15 protein-coding genes are annotated in these 16,697 nt (G+C 71.9%); 6 read left to right on the top strand and 9 right to left on the bottom strand.

Annotated elements, in window-relative coordinates; all coding sequences use genetic code 11:
• Window positions 1–133: 133 nt before the first annotated feature.
• From ABZY57_RS21105 to ABZY57_RS21085, 5 genes are all read right to left on the bottom strand, one after another.
• A complete protein-coding gene (locus ABZY57_RS21105) occupies window positions 134–1,144 on the bottom strand; it encodes a LacI family DNA-binding transcriptional regulator (protein ID WP_356514076.1) in 1,011 nt (336 codons plus the stop codon).
• On the bottom strand, window positions 1,141–2,757 hold the full coding sequence (locus tag ABZY57_RS21100; RefSeq protein WP_356514074.1) for a glycoside hydrolase family 13 protein: 1,617 nt from the start codon (window positions 2,755–2,757) through the stop codon (window positions 1,141–1,143). Before ABZY57_RS21100 ends, ABZY57_RS21105 begins: the two co-directional genes overlap by 4 nt.
• A 75-nt stretch (window positions 2,758–2,832) precedes the next feature.
• Window positions 2,833–3,696, bottom strand: a complete 864-nt coding sequence (locus ABZY57_RS21095; RefSeq protein ID WP_356514086.1) for a carbohydrate ABC transporter permease — start codon at window positions 3,694–3,696, stop codon at window positions 2,833–2,835.
• Between the two features lie 35 nt (window positions 3,697–3,731).
• A complete protein-coding gene (locus ABZY57_RS21090; protein WP_356514072.1) occupies window positions 3,732–4,802 on the bottom strand; it encodes a sugar ABC transporter permease in 1,071 nt (356 codons plus the stop codon).
• 7 nt (window positions 4,803–4,809) lie between these two features.
• Window positions 4,810–6,087: an extracellular solute-binding protein gene (locus ABZY57_RS21085; protein WP_356514070.1), complete on the bottom strand. Its 1,278-nt coding sequence runs from the start codon at window positions 6,085–6,087 to the stop codon at window positions 4,810–4,812.
• A 220-nt stretch (window positions 6,088–6,307) separates the two neighbouring features.
• Between ABZY57_RS21085 and ABZY57_RS21080 the strand changes: the two genes are divergently transcribed.
• The 3 genes from ABZY57_RS21080 (at window position 6,308) to ABZY57_RS21070 (ending at window position 10,065) form a co-directional block, all read left to right on the top strand.
• A complete protein-coding gene (locus ABZY57_RS21080; protein ID WP_356514068.1) occupies window positions 6,308–7,966 on the top strand; it encodes an alpha-amylase family glycosyl hydrolase in 1,659 nt (552 codons plus the stop codon).
• Window positions 7,967–7,992: 26 nt separating this feature from the next.
• Window positions 7,993–9,033, top strand: coding sequence for a LacI family DNA-binding transcriptional regulator (locus tag ABZY57_RS21075; RefSeq protein WP_356514066.1), 1,041 nt, complete (start codon window positions 7,993–7,995; stop codon window positions 9,031–9,033).
• Window positions 9,034–9,159: 126 nt separating this feature from the next.
• Window positions 9,160–10,065, top strand: coding sequence for a phosphatase PAP2 family protein (locus ABZY57_RS21070; protein ID WP_356514064.1), 906 nt, complete (start codon window positions 9,160–9,162; stop codon window positions 10,063–10,065).
• 30 nt (window positions 10,066–10,095) lie between these two features.
• Here ABZY57_RS21070 and ABZY57_RS21065 read toward each other — a convergent pair whose 3' ends face one another.
• Together ABZY57_RS21065 and ABZY57_RS21060 are read right to left on the bottom strand one after the other, a co-directional pair.
• Complete coding sequence (locus ABZY57_RS21065) at window positions 10,096–11,697, bottom strand: amidohydrolase (protein ID WP_356514063.1); 1,602 nt, start codon at window positions 11,695–11,697, stop codon at window positions 10,096–10,098.
• The gene (locus ABZY57_RS21060) at window positions 11,619–13,253 is read right to left on the bottom strand and encodes an APC family permease (RefSeq protein WP_356514062.1); all 1,635 of its coding nucleotides are present in this window, start codon (window positions 13,251–13,253) and stop codon (window positions 11,619–11,621) included. The genes ABZY57_RS21065 and ABZY57_RS21060 overlap by 79 nt, the downstream gene beginning before the upstream one ends.
• 121 nt (window positions 13,254–13,374) lie before the next feature.
• Here ABZY57_RS21060 and ABZY57_RS21055 point away from each other — a divergent pair, with 121 nt between their 5' ends.
• Window positions 13,375–14,028: a TetR/AcrR family transcriptional regulator C-terminal domain-containing protein gene (locus tag ABZY57_RS21055; protein WP_356514060.1), complete on the top strand. Its 654-nt coding sequence runs from the start codon at window positions 13,375–13,377 to the stop codon at window positions 14,026–14,028.
• On the opposite strand, the gene ABZY57_RS21050 is transcribed toward ABZY57_RS21055, so the two are convergent.
• Window positions 14,009–14,308 carry a hypothetical protein gene (locus ABZY57_RS21050; protein ID WP_356514058.1) on the bottom strand — a complete coding sequence of 100 codons (300 nt, stop codon included), beginning with the start codon at window positions 14,306–14,308 and terminating at the stop codon, window positions 14,009–14,011. The genes ABZY57_RS21055 and ABZY57_RS21050 overlap by 20 nt on opposite strands.
• A gap of 129 nt (window positions 14,309–14,437) precedes the next feature.
• Between ABZY57_RS21050 and ABZY57_RS21045 the strand changes: the two genes are divergently transcribed.
• Window positions 14,438–15,178, top strand: coding sequence for a PP2C family serine/threonine-protein phosphatase (locus ABZY57_RS21045; RefSeq protein WP_356514084.1), 741 nt, complete (start codon window positions 14,438–14,440; stop codon window positions 15,176–15,178).
• Between the two features lie 29 nt (window positions 15,179–15,207).
• Here the strand turns inward: ABZY57_RS21045 and ABZY57_RS21040 are convergent, their stop codons facing one another.
• Window positions 15,208–15,609 (bottom strand): helix-turn-helix domain-containing protein, encoded by a 402-nt coding sequence (locus ABZY57_RS21040; RefSeq protein ID WP_356514056.1) that lies wholly within the window; start codon window positions 15,607–15,609, stop codon window positions 15,208–15,210.
• 108 nt (window positions 15,610–15,717) lie between these two features.
• Between ABZY57_RS21040 and ABZY57_RS21035 the strand changes: the two genes are divergently transcribed.
• A complete protein-coding gene (locus ABZY57_RS21035) occupies window positions 15,718–16,599 on the top strand; it encodes an NAD(P)H-binding protein (protein ID WP_356514054.1) in 882 nt (293 codons plus the stop codon).
• Window positions 16,600–16,697: the final 98 nt, after the last annotated feature.

The raw sequence follows: 16,697 nt of genomic DNA, 5'->3' as shown, positions 1-16,697 counted from the left end.
TCTTGTGGCGTTTGGGTGTGGGCCGGTCGGTCAAGGGTGGCCGAAGGCCATCGCGAAGCGACGCGACCAAGGGGAGCGCCCTTGAGGGACCGGCCCACACCGAGGGGGATGAAGCCCCGCCCCCGAGACGCCCCTACCCGCCCCCCGGCCCCTGCCCCGTGGACCCCCGGACCACCAGTTCCGGCTGGAAGACGTACTCCGTGCGCTGGACCGGGGTGCCGGCGACCGCCTCCAGGAGGGCGCCCACCGCTGCCGTGGCCATGGCGCGGACCGGCTGGCGGACCGTCGTCAGCGGGGGGTCCGTGAAGGCGATCAGCGGGGAGTCGTCGAAGCCGACCACCGAGATGTCCTCCGGGACGCGCAGGCCGCGCTCGCGGACCGCCCGTATGACGCCGAGGGCCATCGGGTCGCTTCCGCAGACGATGCCCGTGCAGCCCCGGTCCAGGAGGGCTCCGCCCGCCGCGTGGCCGCCTTCGACCGTGAACAGGGTGCGCTGGATGAGGCCTTCGGCCGCCGCGGACGGGAGGGCAGCGACGAAACCCGCCTCCTTTCGCGCCGACGGGACGTAGCGCGTCGGCCCGATGGCCAGGCCGATCCTGCGGTGGCCCAGGTCCTCCAGGTGACGGACCGCCATCTCCGCCGCCGCGCGGTCGTCCGGGGAGATGAAGGGGGCCTGGACCTGTTCGTTGAAGCCGTTGATGAGCACGAACGGGACGCCCCGGGCCGCGAGCCGCTGGTAGCGGGACGGGTCGGCCGAGGCGTCCGCGTGCAGTCCGGACAGGAACACGATGCCGGTGACCCCGCGCTCCTCCAGCTGCTCCACCAGCTCGTCCTCGGTGGCCCCGCCCGGGGTCTGCGTGCACAGCACCGGGGTGTAGCCGTGGCCCGCGAGGGTCTGCTCGATGACCTGGGCGAACGCCGGGAAGATGGGGTTGGTCAGCTCCGGGGTCAGCAGGCCGACCAGGCCGTTGCTGCGCCGGCGCAGCCGGACCGGGCGTTCGTAGCCCAGCAGGTCCATGGCGGCCAGCACCTTGTGCCGGGTGCCGGACGCCACGCCCGCCTTGCCGTTGAGCACGCGGCTGACGGTCGCCTCGCTGACCGCGGCCTGCGCGGCGATGTCCGTCAGCCGCAGCGGGGAGGTCATCCCCGCCACCACACCGCCGTGTCGGCCGGCAGCTCCGACGGGTCGGGCAGGGGCCCGCTCGCCAGCAGTACGGTGCCCGGCGCGGGCATCCCTACCGGCCCGTCCGTGGTGTTGACCGTGCACGTGAAGTCCCCGCGGCGGAAGGCCAGGACGCCCGCCGGGGCCTCCAGCCACTGGACCGCGTCGCCCGCGCCCAGCTCCGGGTGCGAGCGGCGCAGGTGCAGCGCGGCGCGGTAGAGCTCCAGGGTGGAGGCCGGATCGCCGGTCTGCGCGGCCACGGTCAGGCCCGCCCAGTCGGCCGGCTGCGGCAGCCAGCTGCCCCCCTCGCCGAAGCCGTAAGGGGCTTCGGTGCCCGACCACGGGATCGGTACGCGGCAGCCGTCGCGCAGCCCGTCCTGTCCGTCGCCGCGCGCGAAGGCCGGGTCCTGGCGGACGTCGTCCGGGAGGTCGACGACCTCCGGCAGGCCGAGCTCCTCGCCCTGGTAGACGTACGCCGATCCGGGCAGCGCCAGCATCAGCAGCGCGGCCGCGCGCGCCCGGGCCAGGCCCTCGGCCCCTCCCCCGTACCTCGTGACATGACGCACGACGTCGTGGTTCGACAGCACCCACGTCGTCGGCGCGCCCACCGGGCGCATCGCGTCCAGGGACTCGTCGATGGTGGCGCGCAGCGCCTGCGCGTCCCACCCGGTGTTCAGGTAGTGGAAGTTGAAGGCCTGGTGCAGTTCGTCGGGCCGCAGGTACATGGCCGTCCGGTCGGCGCTCGGCGTCCAGGCCTCGGCCACACCGATCCGGTCGCCGGCGTACTCGTCCAGCACCTTCCGCCAGGAGCGGTAGATCTCGTGGACGCCGTCCTGGTCGAAGAAGGGCAGCACCTGGTTGCCGAGCAGCTTGAGCTGTTCGCCGCGGCCGAGGTCGGGCAGGCCGGGGGCCTTGACCAGGCCGTGGGCCACGTCGATGCGGAAGCCGTCGGCGCCGAGGTCGAGCCAGAAGCGCAGGATCGAGCGGAACTCGTCCTGGACGGCCGGGTGCTCCCAGTTGAAGTCGGGCTGCTCGGGCGCGAAGAGGTGCAGGTACCACTCCCCGTCGGCGACCCGGGTCCAGGCGGGTCCGCCGAAGATGGACTCCCAGTCGTTCGGGGGCTCCGTACCGTCCGCGCCCCGGCCCGGGCGGAAGTGGAAGCGTTCGCGCAGCGGCGTACCCGGCCCTTCGCGCAACGCCTGCTTGAACCATTCGTGCTGGTCGGAGCAGTGGTTGGGAACCAGGTCCACGATGATCCGCAGGCCCAGTTCGTGCGCCTCGCGGATCACGGCGTCGGCGTCGTGGAGGCTGCCGAACATCGGGTCGATGGCCCGGTAGTCGGCGACGTCGTAGCCCGCGTCGGCCTGCGGGGAGGCGTAGAAGGGGCTGAGCCACACGGCGTCGACGCCGAGTTCCTTGAGGTAGGGCAGTCGGCTGCGGATGCCTTCGAGGTCCCCCATGCCGTCCCCGTTGGAGTCGGCGAAGCTGCGCGGATAGACCTGGTAGATCACCGCTTCTCTCCACCAGCCGGGCAGGGTGCCGGTGGAGGTGGGGAGGCCGTCCCACGAGGTTTCGGCGGCGAGGTGCTGGGTCATGTCGTCCTTGAGGAGATCGGGCCGGGGGTGAGAGGGGGCAGGCATCGGGTGGTCGGCCCGTGCGCGCGGGGCTGGTCAGCCCTTGGTCGCGCCTGCCGTCATCCCGGCGACGAGGTGACGCTGGGCGAAGAGGAAGAAGAACGCCGCGGGGATGGCGATGAGGATGGAAGCGGCGCTCATCGCACCCCAGTTGGAGGTGTACTGCGTGACGAAGGTCTGCAGACCGCCGGCCAGCGTCAGGTGCTCGTCGCCGACCATGAAGGCGGAGGCGTACGCGACCTCGCCCCAGGCGGTGATGAAGGCGTAGAAGCCGGTGACGGCGAGGCCGGGCTTGGCGAGCGGCAGGATGAGGCGCCAGAAGGTGCCGAAGGGGTTGAGCCCGTCGACGCGGCCGGATTCGTCGATCTCGATCGGGATGGTGTCGAAGAAGCCCTTCATCATCCAGGCGCAGAACGGCACGGCGATGGTGAGGTACGTGATCACCAGGCCGAGCGGCTGGTTCAGCAGCCCCAGGTCGCCCATGAGGTTGTAGAGCGGGACGATGAGGATGGCCATCGGGAACATCTGCGTGATGAGCAGGGTCCACATCAGCGGCTTCATTCCGGGGAACTTGAAGCGGCTGACGGCGTATCCGGTGGTGGCGGCGATGAACACCCCGAGGACGGTGGTGATGCCGGCGACCAGGACGGAGTTGCCGAACCAGGTGAGGAAGGAGGTCGACTCCACCAGGTAGCGGTAGTTGTCGAGGGTCGGTTCCTTGACGAAGTCCGTGGAGATGGAGTGCTTCGCGGGCTTGAGCGAGGTCAGCAGGACCCACAGCACCGGGAAGACGGCGATCACGGCGGCGATGGCCAGCGTGGCGTGCAGTCCGGCGGAGGCGAGCGGGGAGCGCTTGCCGCGCGGGCGGACGGAGCCCGTCTTCACGGGGGCCGCCTTCACGGAGCTCGCAGGACTCGCGGAGTTGGTCGTCACGGTCACCACACCTCTCCCTGCTTGCGCAGCGAGCGCCGGTAGACCAGCGCGAACATCGTGAGCAGCAGGAGGATCAGTACGCCCCAGGTCGCCGAGACCGCGAAGTCGCGCGGGCTCGTCACGAACGCCTCGCGGAAGGCCTGGGTCACCAGGATCTCCGTGGAGTCGCCCGGGCCGCCCCGGGTGAGCAGGAAGATCACCGGGAACATGTTGAAGGTCCAGATGGTGGAGAGCAGGATCACGGTCATGCTGACCGTGCGCAGTCCCGGCAGGGTGATGTGGCGGAACCGCTGCCAGGGGCTCGCCCCGTCCATCTCGGCTGCCTCGTAGAGCTCTCCGGGAATGGACTGCATGCCGCCGAGCAGGGCGACCATCATGAAGGGGACGCCGAGCCAGACGTTGACGGCGATGACCGCGATCTTGGCCCAGGTCGGGTCGTCGAGCCACGGGACGGCGGAGATGCCGCCGCCCTCGAGGATCTTGTTGAGGATGCCGTTGTCTCGGTTGAAGAGGAACCGCCAGGCGAAGACGGAGACGAATCCGGGGACGGCCCAGGGCAGGATGAGTGCCATCCGGTAGGCGGCGCGTCCCTTGAACTCGCGGTTGAGCACGGTGGCGAGGCCCAGGCCGAGCGCGAAGGTGACCGACACGCAGGCGACGGTCCACAGCACCGTCCACACCAGCCGCTGCAGGAACACCGGGTCGGCGAGGACGTCGGCGTAGTTGTCGAGTCCGACGAACTGGTACGTCGCCTCGATGTGGTTGGCGCCGATGGTGCGGGCGACGTTGCGCTCGGTGGCATCGGTCAGCGACAGGTAGATGCCGCGGACGAGCGGCCAGCCGATGATCACGCCGAGCACGAGCACCACGGGGGTGATCATGGCCCAGGCGTACCAGTGGGTGGCGAGGGCCCGCTTCAGCCCGGGGCGGTTGTTGCCGCCGGGCTTGCCTCCGGTCCTGCCGTCGGTCCTGCGGTCAGTCCTGCGGCTCCGGCCGCGGGCGGCGGGACCGGCCTCAGGACCGGTCTCGCTGCCCGCGGCCTTCGCCACCGACTGGCTGGTGTGAGCAGCCATCTTTTCGCTACTTCCAACCCTTGAGGATCTTGCGGAATTCGACGCCGGCCGCCTTGGCCGCGTCCTCCGGGCTCGACGCCCCGGTGACCGCCTTGGTGTATTCGACCTTGAGCGGCTCGAAGAGGGATCCGTTCTCCGGGATCCAGGCGCGCTCGACGGCCTTGTCCACGGCCGGCTTGAAGAAGGTGACCATCTCGTTGGACTTGACGTCGGCCTGCTCGTAGGCGGCGGTCCGGGTCGGGAGCAGGCTCAGCTCCTTGGCGGACTGGACCTGCACCTCCTGCGAGGTCATGTAGTCGACGAAGGCGTTCGCGGCGGCGATGTTCTTGGAGCCCGCGTAGACGGCGAGGTCGTGGCCGCCCTGCGGGGCGCCCGCCTTGACCGAGCCGGCCGGGACCGCGGCGATGCCGAGGTTGGCCTTGTCCTTGAACTGGTCGCCCGCGTAGCTGTCGGCCACGGCCCAGGGGCCGTTGATCATCATCGCGGCCTCGCCCGTCTTGAAGGCGGTCTGCATGTTGGTCCAGCCGTCGGTGGCGTTGGTGATCGCCGCGCCCGAGGTGACCAGGTCGCGGGCGGCCTTGAAGGCCTTGACGCCCGCGGCGTTGTCGACGGTGACCGTCTTGGTCCTCGCGTCGACGAGGTCGCCGCCCTCTCCGTAGATGAGGGGGAGGAACCAGTAGGAGTCGTCGCCGCGCAGGTAGAGGCCGGCCTTGCCGGTCTTGGCCTTGATGGCCGCGGCGGCGGTCTTCAGCTCCTCCAGCGTCTTGGGGGGCTGGACGCCGGCGTCGGCGAGCATCTTCTTGTTGTAGAAGAGGCCCATGGTGTCGATGACCTGCGGGACCGCGTAGGTCTTGCCCTCGTACTTGCCGCTGGCGGCGGCCTGGGGCAGGAACTCGGCGTCGACCTTCTTGGCCGTCTCGGCCGGGACCTCGGAGAGGTAGCCGAGGGAGGCGAAGTCGGCGACCCAGCCCACGTCGGCGCGGATCACGTCGGGGGCCTCGGAGCCGCTGCTGAAGGCGTTCTTGACCTTGTTCTGCGCGTCGCCGTACGGGACGTTGACGTACTTGACGGTCACCTTGGGGTGCTTGGCGGTGAACGCCTCGGCGATCTTCTGGAAGGACGCCTTCTCGGCGTCGTTCGAGGTGTCCCACCACGTGACCGTGCCGGAGAGCTCCCCGTCCGCCTTGGCGCCGCTGCTGCCGCCGTCCTTGGTGTCACCGCCGCAAGCCGTCGCCGCGAGCGCCAGAGCCGCGACCAGCGCGGTGGCCGCTATGCCACGCCGCATATGAACTCCTTCGATGATCCCGGCCGCGCCTCGCGGTCCCGAGTTGCCGAGAACGTAACAAGCCTGAAAGCTGTCCGAAAGGCCTTGCGGCAATTTTCTGCAAGAACGGTTGATCGTTACATCCACGTGTCCGGACGGTTGCCGCAGCTTGCTGTTAGTTCGAACCCTCTTCGACTGTCCGGGCCCGCAACCAGGGGGTGCGCACTCGCGTTGACCCGATATGACCCATGAGCTGACCGCCTCCCGGCTTGCAAGCGCTTCCAGCAACGCCATCGCGAGCGGCGGCTGGTGGCGCGATGCCGTCATCTACCAGGTGTACGTACGCTCCTTCGCGGACAGCGACGGCGACGGGATCGGGGACCTGCGCGGGGTGCGCGAGCGCCTGCCCCACCTGGCCCGGCTCGGGGTCGACGCGGTGTGGCTGACCCCCTTCTACGTCTCCCCGCAGGCGGACGGCGGCTACGACGTCGCCGACTACCGGGCCGTCGACCCCCTCTTCGGGGACCTCTCGGACGCCGACGACCTCATCCGCGCCGCGCACGCCCTGGGGCTGCGGGTCATCGTGGACGTGGTCCCGAACCACACCTCCGAGCAGCACGTCTGGTTCCGGGCGGCGCTGGCCGGGGAGCCGCGGGCCCGGGCGCGCTACCACTTCCACCCCGGCCGGGGCCCCTCCGGGGAGCTCCCGCCCAACGACTGGGAGTCCGTCTTCGGCGGGCCGGCCTGGAGCCGGACCCCGGACGGCGCCTGGTACCTGCACCTCTTCGCCCCCGAGCAGCCCGACCTGAACTGGGAGAACCCGGAGGTCGCCGAGGAATTCTCCGCCGTCCTGCGGTTCTGGCTCGACCTCGGCGTCGACGGCTTCCGGGTGGACGTCGCCCACGGCATGGTCAAGACCCCGGGCCTGCCGGACATCGGCCGCGGCGCGCAGGCCACCCTCATCGGCATCGAGCCGCTCCCCTTCTTCGACCAGGACGGCGTCCACGAGATCCACCGCTCCTGGCGACGGCTGCTCGACTCCTACGAGGTCCCGCGCATCGGGGTCGGCGAGGCCTGGGCGCCGACCTCCGAGCGGCTCGCGCTCTACGTCCGCCCCGACGAACTGCACCAGGCCTTCAACTTCCGCTTCCTGAATTGCCCGTGGGACACCACCGCGCTGCGGACGGTCATCGACGAGTCCCTGGCCGCCACCGCCTCGGTCGGCGCGCCGACCACCTGGGTGCTGTCCAACCACGACGTCGTGCGCCACCGCACCCGCTACGGCAGCCTGGCCCGGGCGCGGGCGGCCGCGCTGCTGATGCTGGCGCTGCCCGGCTCGGCGTACGTCTACCAGGGCGAGGAGCTAGGCCTCCCCGAGGTGACCGACCTCCCGGACGCCGCCCGCCGGGACCCGGCCTTCGCCCGGAGCGCCGGGCAGGGCGGGCTGCGCGACGGCTGCCGGGTGCCGATCCCGTGGTCCGGCGAGGAGCCTCCGTACGATTTCGGGCCGGCCGGGAGCTGGCTGCCGCAGCCGGCCGGCTGGGGCGCGCTCAGCGTCGCCGCGCAGACCGGCGACCCCCACTCCACCCTGGAGCTCTACCGCGCCGCCCTGGAACTGCGCCGCGCGATGCCGGGCCTCGGGGCGCCGGAGGCGGGACTGGGGGAGACCGCAGGGGCCGCGGCCGGGACCGGGGCCGCGGAGCCCGCGATGCAGTGGCTGCCCGCGCCCGAGGGGGCGCTGCTCTTCACCCGCCCCGGCTTCGCGTGCACGCTCAACACCCGCCCGGTTCCGCTCGAAATGCCCTCGCCCGGACGCCCCGTCCTGTCCAGCGCCCCGGTGGAGACGGACGGCCGCACCGTCCGGCTCCCCCCGGATTCGTGCACGTGGTGGTCATGGTGAACATCCGACCGGTACAGTCCAATCCCGTGACCGCACGGCTAGCCGACATCGCAGCCCAGGCGGGGGTCAGCGAAGCCACAGTCAGCCGCGTGCTCAACGGCAAGCCCGGTGTGGCCGCAGGCACCCGTGAATCAGTTCTGGCCGCGCTCGACGTACTCGGCTACGAACGCCCCGTACGGCTGCGCCAGCGCAGCGCGGGACTCGTCGGCCTGATAACCCCCGAGCTCGACAACCCCATCTTCCCGGCGCTCGCCCAGGTCATCGGCCAGGCCCTGACCCGGCAGGGCTACACCCCGGTGCTGGCCACGCAGACGCCCGGCGGGTCCACCGAGGACGAGCTCGTGGAGATGCTCGTCGAACGCGGGGTCTCGGGGATCATCTTCGTCTCCGGGCTGCACGCGGACACCACGGCCGACATGGGCCGCTACGACCAACTCCGCGGACAGGGCGTCCCGTACGTCCTCATCAACGGTTTCTCCGACAAGGTGCAGGCCCCCTTCGTCTCCCCCGACGACCGGGCCGCGATGCAGCTCGCGGTGACCCACCTGACCGCGCTCGGGCACACCCGGATCGGGCTGGCCGTCGGGCCCAAGCGGTTCGTGCCGGTGCTCCGCAAGATCGAGGGCTTCCGCCTCGGCATGAAGGAGCGGCTCGGACTCGGCGAGGACGAGGTCGAGGAGCTGATCCAGCACTCCCTCTACACGCTGGAGGGCGGCCAGGCCGCCGCGGCCGCGCTGATCTCGCGCGGCTGCACGGCAGTGGTGTGCGCGAGCGACATGATGGCGCTCGGCGCGATCCGGGCGGCCCGGCAGCAGGGGCTCAAGGTCCCGCAGGACGTGTCGGTGGTCGGATTCGACGATTCCCCGCTCATAGCGTTCACGGATCCGCCGCTGACCACCATCCGCCAGCCCGTGCAGGCCATGGGCCAGGCCGCGGTGCGGACCCTGCTGGAGGAGATCGGCGGTACGCCGGCCCCGCACAGCGAGTTCGTGTTCCTCCCCGAGCTCGTGGTCCGGGGATCGACCGCTTCCGGCCCGCAGCAGGGGCGGTCCGCCGCGCGCCCCTGAGGCGCGACCCCGCCCACCCCCCTAGGGGCGCACGGCCTCGGATCGTCCTGGAGGCGGAGAGGCTGCGGCCAAGACCGTCCCAAGGGATGATCGAAGGCGAGTCCGTATCTGGCAGACTCTTTTCCTATGGGTGAAGCGAGCGTGAAGACACTGGATACCCGGACGGACGTCTCGTCACCCCCCGTGACCGAGACCCAGGACCGCCCGGAGTCGTCCGACCGCGCACTGCTTTCCAGGCTGCGCGCCCCCCGGCGACCCCGGATCTGGTTCGAGGTCCTGCTGATCGCGGTCAGCTACTGGACGTACTCGCTGATCCGCAACGCCGTGCCCGAGCAGAAGGCGGCCGCGCTCGCGAACGCCGACTGGATCTGGAAGGCGGAGCAGTCGCTCGGCATCGCCGTGGAGGAGAAGGTCAACCACGCCGTCAATTCGGTGACCTGGCTCGTGGTGAGCATGAACTACTACTACGCCACGCTCCACTTCGTCATGACCATCGGCGTGCTGGTCTGGATCTACCGTTTTCATCCCGGGCGTTACGCGGCCACGCGGCTCGTCCTCTTCGCCACCACGGGCGTGGCCCTGGTCGGCTACTACTTCTACCCGCTCGCGCCGCCCCGGCTGATGAACGGGCAGAACTTCATCGACACCGTGCTCGTCCACCACACCTGGGGCTCGATGGCCTCGGGCAACCTCAAGCACATGTCGAACCAGTACGCGGCCATGCCGTCCATGCACATAGGGTGGTCGCTCTGGTGCGGGCTGACGATCTTCGCGGTCGCCTCCGCCCCCTGGGCCCGGATCCTGGGCCTGCTCTACCCGACGGCGACCCTGGTCGTGATCGTGGCCACCGCCAACCACTTCTGGCTCGACGCCGTCGGCGGCATGCTCTGCCTGGCCTTCGGCTACACCGTCTCCCGTGCCTGGTACGGATCCCTCCCGCACCGGCTCCCGCGCCGGCCCGAGGAAACCGGCCGCCACCCGGTGACGGCGGCCGTCCTGAACCATCCGGCGCTGGCCCGCTTCCAGCGCTGAGCCCCGGCTCCTCTCCTCCCTGCCCGTGGATCACCCCTCCCTGTGGGTGATGCGGCCTCCCGACATGGTGAGCCGGACCGGCGCCTGCGCCAGCTCGTCCGCCGGAGCCTCCACCGGGTCCAGGCCGAAGGCGGTCAGGTCCGCCCGGAAACCGGCCGCGATCCGGCCCGCCACCGCTCCCTCCCCCGCCGCCAGCGCGGCGTGCGAGGTCATGCCCTCCAGCGCCATCAGCCCGCTCAGGGCCGCCCCGGTCCAGGCCCCCGTACCGGCCGAGGCCGCGCCGCGCGGGTCGCGGGCGGTGGCCAGGACCTGGCGGGCGTCGTAGTGGGCGATGGGCCAGTCCGAACCCAGGGCGAGCACCGCGCCGGCCTCGCGCAGATCCCGGCAGCGCCAGGCGCGGCCGGCCCGCTCCTCCCCCAGCCGCCTGGACCATTCGTCGCTGTGGTCGGCCCGGGTGTACGCGGTGTGCGGCGGCTGCATCGAGGCGATCACCCCGAGCTGCGCGAACCGCTTCAGCTGGTCGTCGGGGACCGTCTCGATGTGCTCGATCCGGTGCCGCATCCGGGCCTGCCCGCCCAGGGAGGCCACGGTGTCCAGGACGTGCCGGACGGCCGCGTCGCCGATGGCGTGGGTCGCGGTGCGCACCCCGGCCCCGTCGAGGACCCGTACCGCCTCGGCGTACGCCCGCGGGTCGGGCCAGAAGGCCTCGGTGCCCCGGCCGTGGCAGTCGGCGTGTTCCAGCCAGGCGGTGCCGCCCTCGACGGTGCCGTCCATGAAGAACTTCACCCCGCCGACCTTCCAGTGGCGGCCCACGAGCCGCTGGAGCCCGATCAGCTCCTCCAGGTCCTCGGTGGTGGCTCCCGGCATGCACCAGGGCGAGAGGTTCAGGCGCAGTGGCAGGTCGCCCTCGTACTCGGCGGTCGCGAGCAGGGCGGGTACGTCCCCGTCCCCGAGGTCCATGACGTGTGCGCCGGTCAGGCCGGTGGCGGCCATGTCGCCGAGCAGCCGGGTGAGGCGTTCCCGGCGCTCGGCGTACGTGGGCTTCGGCGCGAGCGAGCCGACCAGGGCCATGGCGGCGTGCTCGATCAGGTGCCCGGTGGGCCGCCCGTCGGGGTCGCAGACGATCTCGGAGCGCTGGGCGAAGGCGCGCGGGCCGGTGATCCCGGCGGCGGCCAGGGCGGCGGCGGACGCGAGCGCGGAGTGGCCGTCGTAGAGGCGCAGGAAGGCGGGGGCTCCGGCGAGGGCCTCCTCGATCAGTTCCTTGTCGACGGGGCGGCCGCCGAAGGCGTTGTGGTCGAGGCCGAAGCCGGTGACCCAGCCGCCGGGGCCCCGGTCGGCGGTGCGCAGTGCGGCGCGGAGCTGGTCGAGATCGGTGACGGCGGAGAGGTCGGTGCCCTCCGCCATCTCGATGCCCCAGACGGGGTGGCTGTGGGCGTCGGTGAGACCGGGGGTGAGGGTGGCGCCGGCCAGGTCGACGGTCTCGGTGCCGGGGCCGCGCCAGTCGCGGACCTCGGCCTCGTCCCCGACGGCGACGATCTCGCCGCCGAGGACGGCTACCGCGCGGGCCTCGGGGCGGGCGGGGTCGAGGGTGCGGACGCGGGCTCCGGTGAGGACGGTGTCGGCAGCGGGCACGGCAGTTCTTCTCCTTCGGGAGCGGTGGCGGGCTCTGTGCCCCTCACGGCCTCTACGGCCTCTACGGCCTCTACGGGCTCTTCGCCGAATCGGGCGTAGACCTCGGGGCGGCGGGTCTTCAGGCGCTGCGCGAGGACGAGCCCGGCGAGGAAGACGACGGGGACGAGGGCCACGAGGAGGGTGTTGACGGTGGTGGAGGCCATGGTGAACAGGGCCACCTTGGAGACGACCAGGCAGATCGCGACGGTCAGCAGCACGGCGGCCGTGACGGGCGCGATCAGGGTCCGCCAGGGCCCCTCGTCGTGCCGGACGCGGCGGAAGTAGACGGGTACGGCGATGGCGGCGAGCAGCATCAGTGCCATGAGGCCGATCATGCCGGGGGTGTTCACCCAGAGCAGGAGCTGCTGGTACGGGTCGGCTCCGGCGAGGGCGAAGCCGAGGACGATGACGGCGCCGAGGGCGGTCTGCGCCGCGCCCGCGACGTAGGGGGAGCCGTGGCGCGGGTGGATCCGGCCGAGGGCTGCGGGCAGGACACCTTCCTCGGCGAGGGCGAGCGCGTACCGGTTGATGGCGTTGTGGAAGGCGAGGAGGGAGGCGATGACGCTGGTGACGATGAAGACGTGCATCAGGTCGGCCGCCCAGGGGCCCACGTAGGTGGTGATGGCGGTGAAGAAGAGGCCGGCGGGGTCCTCGGCGGCCGCGGCCAGGACCTCGCCGGATCCGAAGGCCTGGATGACGGTCCAGACGATGAAGGCGTAGAAGAGGCCGAGGAAGGCGACGGCGATGTAGGTGGCGCGCGGGATGGTCCGCTCGGGGTCGCGGGCCTCGCGGCGGTAGATGACGGTGGACTCGAAGCCGGTGAACGCGGCGAAGGCGAAGGCCAGGACGGCGGCGGTGCCGGGGACGAGCACCGCGCCGGGGGCGAAGGATCCGGCGGAGAGGCCGTGGGCGCCGCCCTCCAGCAGGACGCCGCCCGCGAGCAGGACGAGTATCCCGGTCTCGGCGACGAGCAGCACGCCGAGCAGTTTGGCGCCGAAGTCGATGGAGCGGAAACCGCCGTACCAGATGAGGAGGAGGCCGGCGAGGGAGACGGGCAGCCAGGGGACGTCGAGGCCGGCGAGGGCCCGCCCGGTGTCCGCGGTGGTGGTGCCGAGGAGCCCGTAGACGCCGATCTCCATGCCGTTGTAGCCGATGAGGGCGAGCAGGGCGGCGCCGATGCCGACGCGCTTGCCGAGGCCGCGGGCGATGTAGGCGTAGAAGGCGCCGCCGCTGCGGATGTGGCGGCTCATGGTGGTGAAGCCGACGGCGAAGACGGCGAGCGTGAGGCCGGCGAGGAGGTAGCCGGCCGGGGCGCCGATGCCGCCGAGGAGGATCGCCACGGGGGCGACGCCGGCCATGACGGTGAGCGGGGCGGCGGCGGAGACGACGAAGAAGGAGATGTCGGCGGTACCGAGCGCGCCACGGCGCAGGTCGGTACCGGATCCGGATCCGGAACCGGAACCGGAACCGGATCTCGGCGGCTTCGGCGGCTTCGGCGGCTCGGGCGTTTCGGGCATGCGGGAGCACCCTTCTGCGAACGGCAGGCGGCGGGGAACCGAAAACCTAAAGGCTTTCGGTTCGCGGCAATGTAGCCTCCGGTTTTGGCGTACGGGAAGACCTGACGGCGGGAGAAATACGATGGCGCGGCCACGCACCCCACTGCTCGACCGGGAGCGGATCGGCGCTGCCGCCCTGCAACTACTCGCCGAGCAGGGGGAGTTCAGCGTCCCGCAGATCGCCCGTGCGCTCGGGGTGCAGACCGGATCGCTGTATCACCACGTGGACGGCCGGGCCGGGGTGATCGAGCTGATCCGCGAGCGGGTGTGCGCCGGGATCGACGGCGGCACGCTGGACTCGCCGGAGCCCTGGGACCGGTCGCTGGAGGCCTGGGCCCGCTCGTACCGGGCCGCCTTCGCCACCTATCCGCGGGCCATCCCGCTCCTGATGACCACCCCGGTACGGGCACCCGCGGTGCTCGCGCAGTACGAACGGGCCGTGGCCCTGCTCCTGCGGGCCGGCTTCGCCACGGCGCAGGTGATGCCGCTGCTCACGGGCCTGGAGAACCTGGTCCTGGGCTCGGCCCTGGACCTCGCGGCCCCGGAATCCATGTGGGAGCCGACCCCGCGGACCCCACTCCTGGCCGAGGCGCTGGCGGTACAGGGCCCCGGGCGCGCGGAGGCGGCCTTCGAGGTCGGCCTGGCGGCGTTCCTGGCGTACGCGCGGATCCTGCGGGGCGGGTCGGGCGCGGCGGAGCCGGGCGACGGCCCGGGTCCTACGGCTCCAGGTGACTGAACCCCACCTCGAAGCGTTCGACGGAGACGATCCGCTGGCCTTCCCGCTGCGCCGTCTCCTCCCGGATCGCGGCGGCCCGCTCCTCGCTCTGCCGCATGGCCCGCTCGTCCTCCCACAAGGTCAGCGACACGGCCCTGCCCGAGGCCCGGTCGACCAGGTAGTACACGCCCCGGAAGCCGGGAACGTCCCGTACCCGCTGGACGATCGCCTCGGACTGCGCGATCACGTCCCCGGCCGGGGGGACCGGTGAACCCTGGTAGGTGCTCAGCCTCGCGAACATGTCCCGCAGTCCCTTCCCTCGGCCCTCCCCCAGGACCAGGGTGCTCCGGCAGATCACGCGCCGCATGCCGAGCGGCGCGACAATGGTGGCGAGAACGCGTCTGCCGTTGCGGAGAGGCGGGACGTCGTGGTGGCGTACATAGCCGTGACCGCCCTGAGCCATGTCGGGCTGGTCCGCGAACACAACGAGGACAGCCTGGTCATCGGGCCGTGGACCCTGTGCGGGACCACGACCCGCAGCCCCCAGACGATGCTGTTCCCCCTCGGCCGGCCGCTCGTCGTCGCCGTCGCCGACGGGCTCGGCGGACAGCCGGCCGGCGAGGTCGCCAGCGAGCTGGTCGTCCGCCAGCTGGCCCTGCTCGGGCCATCGCTGGACGGGGCCCAGGCCATCGAGGACGCACTGAACCTCTGCAACCGGGCGGTGTCGTCGGCCACCGACGGCCGTCCGGACCTGACGGCCATGGGTACCACGATCGCCGGCACCCTCGTCCTGGAGGATTCGCTGCTGTCGTTCAACGTCGGCGACAGCAAGGTGTTCCGCGCGACCGCCGACGGGCTGCGCCAGGTCAGTGTGGACGACAGCCCGCCGCCGCTGCCGGGCCATCGCACGACGTCCGCCGTCACCCAGACGCTCGGCGGCAGCCGCGTCGAGCACGTCCTCACTCCGCACGTACGGGACCTGCCGCTCTCCCCGGGCGATCGCTACCTGGTGTGCAGCGACGGGCTGACCGACCCGGTGCCCGACGAGACCATCAACGACGTGCTGCAGGTGCACGACGACGGCAAGGCCGCGTTCGAGCTCTGGAGGGCCGCCATCGAGGCCGGGGGCCCCGACAACATCACGCTCGCGCTGGTCCGCATCGGCGCCTGACGTCGGACCTGTCGGCCCCGTCGGGCCCGTCAGACCTGGCGGGCCGCCTTCGCCTCGTCGTACGCCTCGCGCGCCCGCTGCACCTCTTCCATCCGCAGGCCCGTCCAGTGGGCGAGGGACCGGACGCGCTCGGCGGCCTCGCGGCCCAACGGGGTGAGCGAGTAGTCGACGCGGGGCGGGATGACGGGCTGGGCGTCGCGGTGCACGAACCCGTCGCGCTCCAGCGTCTGGAGGGTCTGGGTCAGCATCTTCTCGCTGACCTTGGCGACCGCTGCGATGTGCCGGCGCAGTTCGCTGAACCGGTACGAGCGGTCGAGCAGGGCGTCCAGCACGAGGACGCCCCAACGGCTGGTGACGTGCTCCAGGACGAGCCGGTGCGGGCACATGCCCTCGGCCAGGGTCCAGCGCTCGCGCATCTCACTTACTTCCATGCCGGTACCTTACTTCAAAGTGGGTACTGCCGTTTAGTTAGCGCCCGTCGTACGGTGAGTGCACAGCCCGGAAACGGGAGCAAGGCACGGATCAGGAGTGAACCCGCCATGAGCATCGTCGTCACCGGAGCCACCGGAGCCCTCGGCCGTCTCGTCATCGACGAGCTGCTCGCCCGCGGCGTCCCCGCCGGGGAGATCGCCGCCGTCGTCCGCGACAAGGAGAAGGCGGCGCCGCTCGCCGCACTGGGCATCGAACTGCGCATCGCCGACTACAACGCGCCCGAGACCCTGGCCGGGGCCTTCCGGTCCGGCGACCGGGTGCTGATGATCTCCGGCAACGAGGTCGGGCGCCGCGTGGCCCAGCACTCCGCCGTCATCGACGCGGCGAAGGCTGCAGCGGTGGCGCAGTTCGCGTACACCGGCATCCTGGGCGGGCCCGACGCGGACTTCGACCTGGCCGACGAGCACCGGGCGACCGAGGAGCTGATCCTGGCCTCGGGCCTGCCTTACACCTTCCTGCGCAACGGCTGGTACACCGAGAACCACACCGGCAACCTGGCTCCGGTGCTCGCGCACGGGGCCGTCCTCTCCAACGCGGGCGAGGGCCGGGTGGCCTCCGCGGCGCGGGCCGACTACGCGGCGGCGGCCGCGGCCGTACTGACCGGGGAGGGGCACCTCGACGCGGCATACGAGCTGAGCGGCGACACGGCGTGGTCCTTCACGGAGTACGCGGCGGCGGTGGCGGAGGCCTCCGGGCAGGAGATCGCGTACCACGCAGTGACTCCCGAGGCCCACCTCTCCGTCCTGACCGGCGCGGGGGTCCCCGCCCCCTTCGCCGAGATCCTCGTCGACGTGGACCTGGCCGTCGAGCGCGGCCGGTTGGCCGGTACCTCCGGCGACCTCGCCCGGCTGATCGGCCGTCCCACGACGCCGATGGCGGTGACGGTCACGGAGGCCGTGGCCTCGGCGCGGGCCGGCAGCGCCGGCTGAGGGCGGCCCCGGCCCCTCGAACGGCTGCGCGCCGGGCCGGTGGCGCCGCCGCCGGTGCCGCTGCGCTTGTGCACCGGGATCGCCGCCCCGAGCGGGGC

Origin of the sequence: Streptomyces sp. NPDC006450, assembly GCF_040612195.1 — a bacterium.
In the GTDB taxonomy this organism is placed as follows: domain Bacteria; phylum Actinomycetota; class Actinomycetes; order Streptomycetales; family Streptomycetaceae; genus Streptomyces.
This window is presented reverse-complemented; position numbering and strand designations above follow the sequence as displayed.

Coding starts and splice junctions, on each gene's coding strand:
- ABZY57_RS21050 (WP_356514058.1), bottom strand. CDS start 14,308: ATGTTCGCGAGGCTGAGCACCTACCAGGGTTCACCGGTCCCCCCGGCC.
- ABZY57_RS21040 (WP_356514056.1), bottom strand. CDS start 15,609: ATGGAAGTAAGTGAGATGCGCGAGCGCTGGACCCTGGCCGAGGGCATG.
- ABZY57_RS21105 (WP_356514076.1), bottom strand. CDS start 1,144: ATGACCTCCCCGCTGCGGCTGACGGACATCGCCGCGCAGGCCGCGGTC.
- ABZY57_RS21085 (WP_356514070.1), bottom strand. CDS start 6,087: ATGCGGCGTGGCATAGCGGCCACCGCGCTGGTCGCGGCTCTGGCGCTC.
- ABZY57_RS21080 (WP_356514068.1), top strand. CDS start 6,308: ATGACCCATGAGCTGACCGCCTCCCGGCTTGCAAGCGCTTCCAGCAAC.
- ABZY57_RS21060 (WP_356514062.1), bottom strand. CDS start 13,253: ATGCCCGAAACGCCCGAGCCGCCGAAGCCGCCGAAGCCGCCGAGATCC.
- ABZY57_RS21090 (WP_356514072.1), bottom strand. CDS start 4,802: ATGGCTGCTCACACCAGCCAGTCGGTGGCGAAGGCCGCGGGCAGCGAG.
- ABZY57_RS21055 (WP_356514060.1), top strand. CDS start 13,375: ATGGCGCGGCCACGCACCCCACTGCTCGACCGGGAGCGGATCGGCGCT.
- ABZY57_RS21035 (WP_356514054.1), top strand. CDS start 15,718: ATGAGCATCGTCGTCACCGGAGCCACCGGAGCCCTCGGCCGTCTCGTC.
- ABZY57_RS21070 (WP_356514064.1), top strand. CDS start 9,160: ATGGGTGAAGCGAGCGTGAAGACACTGGATACCCGGACGGACGTCTCG.
- ABZY57_RS21100 (WP_356514074.1), bottom strand. CDS start 2,757: ATGACCCAGCACCTCGCCGCCGAAACCTCGTGGGACGGCCTCCCCACC.